The organism is Pseudomonas sp. GL-RE-26 (genome assembly GCF_019956275.1).
GTDB lineage: Bacteria > Pseudomonadota > Gammaproteobacteria > Pseudomonadales > Pseudomonadaceae > Aquipseudomonas > Aquipseudomonas grandcourensis.
The window spans coordinates 1-3408 of sequence record NZ_JAHBDI010000068.1 but is presented as its reverse complement, the minus strand read 5'-3'; the positions used below and the strand labels follow the sequence as shown (position 1 = coordinate 3408).

3 protein-coding genes are annotated in these 3408 nt (G+C 59.1%); 2 read left to right on the top strand and 1 reads right to left on the bottom strand.

The features are described 5' to 3' along the window. Positions 1-274 precede the first annotated feature (274 nt). Positions 275-1504: an acyl-CoA dehydrogenase gene (locus tag KGB07_RS26505; RefSeq protein WP_046037806.1), complete on the bottom strand. Its 1230-nt coding sequence runs from the start codon at positions 1502-1504 to the stop codon at positions 275-277. Positions 1505-1668: 164 nt separating this feature from the next. Between KGB07_RS26505 and KGB07_RS26500 the strand changes: the two genes are divergently transcribed. Beyond that, positions 1669-2598, top strand: a complete 930-nt coding sequence (locus tag KGB07_RS26500) for a LysR family transcriptional regulator (protein ID WP_046037805.1) — start codon at positions 1669-1671, stop codon at positions 2596-2598. Positions 2599-2805: 207 nt separating this feature from the next. Continuing rightward, on the top strand, positions 2806-3207 hold the full coding sequence (locus tag KGB07_RS26495; RefSeq protein ID WP_085725920.1) for a MerR family transcriptional regulator: 402 nt from the start codon (positions 2806-2808) through the stop codon (positions 3205-3207). Positions 3208-3408 lie beyond the last annotated feature (201 nt).

Genomic DNA, 3408 nt, shown 5'->3' with positions numbered 1-3408 from the left:
GTAATTGCTCAGCAGGCTGTCGGCCAATTTAACCAGTTCAGGATCAGGTTTGACTCGTTTGGCGCGCTTGGATTTTGGCTCGGTCATTGGATTTCCTTGGGGTAGGCAGTCTCCTGCCAAATGACCGTTTACACAAAACTAATTACACCCTCGCGAATCATCCACCGCGTTGTATCAGAGCCAACACGGTGAATGGATTCAGGCCCGCTTCGCGGTCCAACGGGGGCAAGCCCCCTCGCCACAAATACTCACTGCCCACAAATTCTTTGCGGTCTTAGTGTCCGCTACGCATCATTTCCTTCGGCACATATTTGCCGATCTCAAACTTGCCGATCGCCGCACGGTGCACTTCGTCCGGGCCGTCGGCCAGGCGCAGGGTGCGCTGCATCGCATACATGTAGGCCAGCGGGAAATCGTTGGAAACCCCTGCCCCGCCATGGATCTGGATCGCCCGGTCGATCACCCGCAGCGCAACGTTCGGCGCCACGACCTTGATCTGCGCGATCTCGCTTTTCGCCACTTTGTTGCCGACGGTGTCCATCATGTACGCCGCTTTCAACGTCAGCAGGCGTGCCATGTCGATTTCCATCCGCGAGTCGGCGATCTTGTCGATGTTGCCACCCAGGCGTGCCAAAGGCTTGCCGAACGCCGTGCGGCTCACCGAGCGTTTGCACATCAGTTCCAGTGCGCGCTCGGCCATGCCGATCGAACGCATGCAGTGGTGAATCCGACCCGGGCCAAGGCGACCCTGTGCGATTTCGAAGCCGCGTCCTTCGCCCAACAGGACGTTTTCGTACGGCACCCGCACGTTTTCAAAGTGCACTTCGGCGTGGCCATGAGGTGCATCGTCGTATCCAAACACCGGCAGCGGACGCACGATCTTCACACCAGGCGCATCCACCGGCACCAGGATCATCGAGTGCTGGGCGTGACGTGGCGCGTCCGGATCGCTCAGCCCCATGAAAATCAGGATTTTGCAGCGCGGGTCGCAAGCACCCGACGTCCACCATTTCTTGCCGTTGATCACCCACTCGTCGCCATCGCGCACGGCACGGGCGGCCATGTTGGTGGCGTCGGAGGACGCAACGTCCGGTTCGGTCATGGCGAATGCCGAGCGGATCTCGCCGCGCAGCAAGGGTTCGAGCCAGCGTTGCTTCTGCTCTTCGTTGGCATAACGCACCAGCACTTCCATGTTGCCGGTGTCCGGTGCCGAGCAGTTGAACGGCTCTGGTCCCAGCAGCGAACGGCCCATGATTTCCGCCAATGGCGCGTATTCGAGGTTGGTCAGGCCGGCACCGAGCTCGGACTCAGGTAGAAACAAATTCCACAGGCCCTCGGCCTTGGCCTTGAGTTTGAGTTCTTCCATGATCGCGGTCGGCTGCCAGCGATCGCCTTCGGCAACCTGGCGCTCGAACACGGCTTCGGCAGGATAGACGTAGGTGTCCATGAACGCTGTTACGCGCTCACGCAGTTCCTGAACCTTGGGCGAATAAGCGAAATCCATGAGCGAGATACCTTCTTGGGGGAGGTTGTTTAGGTCATGTATCGATGCTAGAACAGCGTTGATAATTTACCTAGCCTATTCTCGGCGTGTATAAACATTCATCACCGATATATGATCGGCTGATCGTCACGGTCAGCCCGCCCACACAATAAGAGAGCCGCGTAATGAATCTGAGCAAGGTCGATCTCAACCTTTTCATCGTCTTCGACGCGATCTATACCGAAGCCAACCTGACCCGTGCCGGGCAGATTGTGGGGATTACCCAGCCGGCGGTGTCGAACGCTCTGGCCCGGTTGCGCGAAACCTTCAACGATCCGTTGTTTGTGCGCACCGCCCAAGGCATGGTGCCCACGCCCATGGCGCAGAACATCATCGGTCCGGTGCGCAATGCGCTCTCGCTGCTGCGCGTGTCGGTGCAGGAAAGCCGCATTTTCAATCCGCAGCAAGCGGTCAAGACCTATCGCATCAGCATGACCGACCTCACCGAAGCGGTGATCCTGCCGCTGCTATTCCAACGCCTGCGTCGCCTGGCGCCGGCGGTGATCATCGAAAGCTTCCTGTCCAAACGCCGGGAAACCACCAAGGAACTGGCGGCCGGTCGTCTCGACTTCGCGGTGGATGCGCCACTCAACACCGACCCGCAGGTGCGTCACGTCAAGTTGATGGAGGACCGCTATGTGTGCGCCATGCGCAAGGGGCATCCGCTGGCGGGCAAGGAGAAACTCACGCTGGATGATTACCTGAGCCTGACCCACATCCATATTTCCAGCCGTCGCAGCGGCCTCGGCTATGTCGACCTGGCTCTGGGCAAGATGGGCATCCAGCGCAAGATCGCCCTGCGCTCCCAGCATTACCTGATGGCCTCGCAAGTGTTGCAGCAGACCGACATGGTCATGACCGTGCCGGAGCGCTTCGCCCGCCGTAACGACCTGCACGCCTTCTATCTGCCGGTCAACGATGTGCCGCCGGTGGAAACCCACCTCTACTGGCACGAAAGCACCGACCAGGACCCGGCGAACCGCTGGATGCGCGAGCAGATGATCGAGTTGTGCCAGCAGGTGACGGCGCAGGAGAAAAAGCTCGAGAAGGTGTAGGGCCTTATACCGAGTTATCGTTCATCGCGAGCAGGCTCGCTCCCACATTGAATTTACTGTGAACACGAAATCTGTGTACTACGAAGATCCCCTGTAGGAGCGAGCCTGCTCGCGATGGGGCCAGCAAGAACAGCAAAAATCGCTACCCCTTGACGTAAACGTCAACCTGCCATTAGCTTAGCGCCATGACCTTTTGCGAGCGCGCCCATGAGCAGCCAGACCTACAGCATTTCCGATCTCGCCCGCGAGCTCGACATCACCACCCGCGCCATTCGCTTTTATGAAGAGCAAGGCCTGCTCAGCCCCGAGCGTCGCGGTCAGGAACGCATCTACTCGCCCCGCGACAAAGTCAGCCTGAAGCTGATCCTGCGGGGCAAGCGCATCGGTTTCTCCCTGGCTGAATGCCGCGAGCTGATCGAGCTCTACGACCCGTCCAGCGGTAACACCAAACAGTTGCACAGCATGCTGGCGAAAATCAGCGAGCGTCGGGAGCAGCTTGAACAGCAAATGCTCGACATCGAACAGATGAAACTGGAACTGGATACCGCCGAGGAGCGCTGCGTGCAGGCGCTGGAGCAGACGCTCAAAAGCCAGGAATCGATTCAGTAAATCCACACTATCCACTGTGGGAGCGATCTGTGGCGAGGGGCTTGCCCCCGTTGGGCTGCGAAGCAGCCCCAAAATTTCCGATGTATCGAAGATCTTGTGAGTGCTGCGCACTCAAACGGGGGCAAGCCCCCTCGCCACAGCTCGCTCCCACAGGGTTCTCAGCGCATTCAGACAATAACAACAGGTCGAACCCCATGCCCC

What these genes read in the sequence shown, in the direction of transcription:
- KGB07_RS26500 (WP_046037805.1), top strand. Translation starts at nt 1,669, where the DNA reads ATGAATCTGAGCAAGGTCGATCTCAACCTTTTCATCGTCTTCGACGCG.
- KGB07_RS26505 (WP_046037806.1), bottom strand. Translation starts at nt 1,504, where the DNA reads ATGGATTTCGCTTATTCGCCCAAGGTTCAGGAACTGCGTGAGCGCGTA.
- KGB07_RS26495 (WP_085725920.1), top strand. Translation starts at nt 2,806, where the DNA reads ATGAGCAGCCAGACCTACAGCATTTCCGATCTCGCCCGCGAGCTCGAC.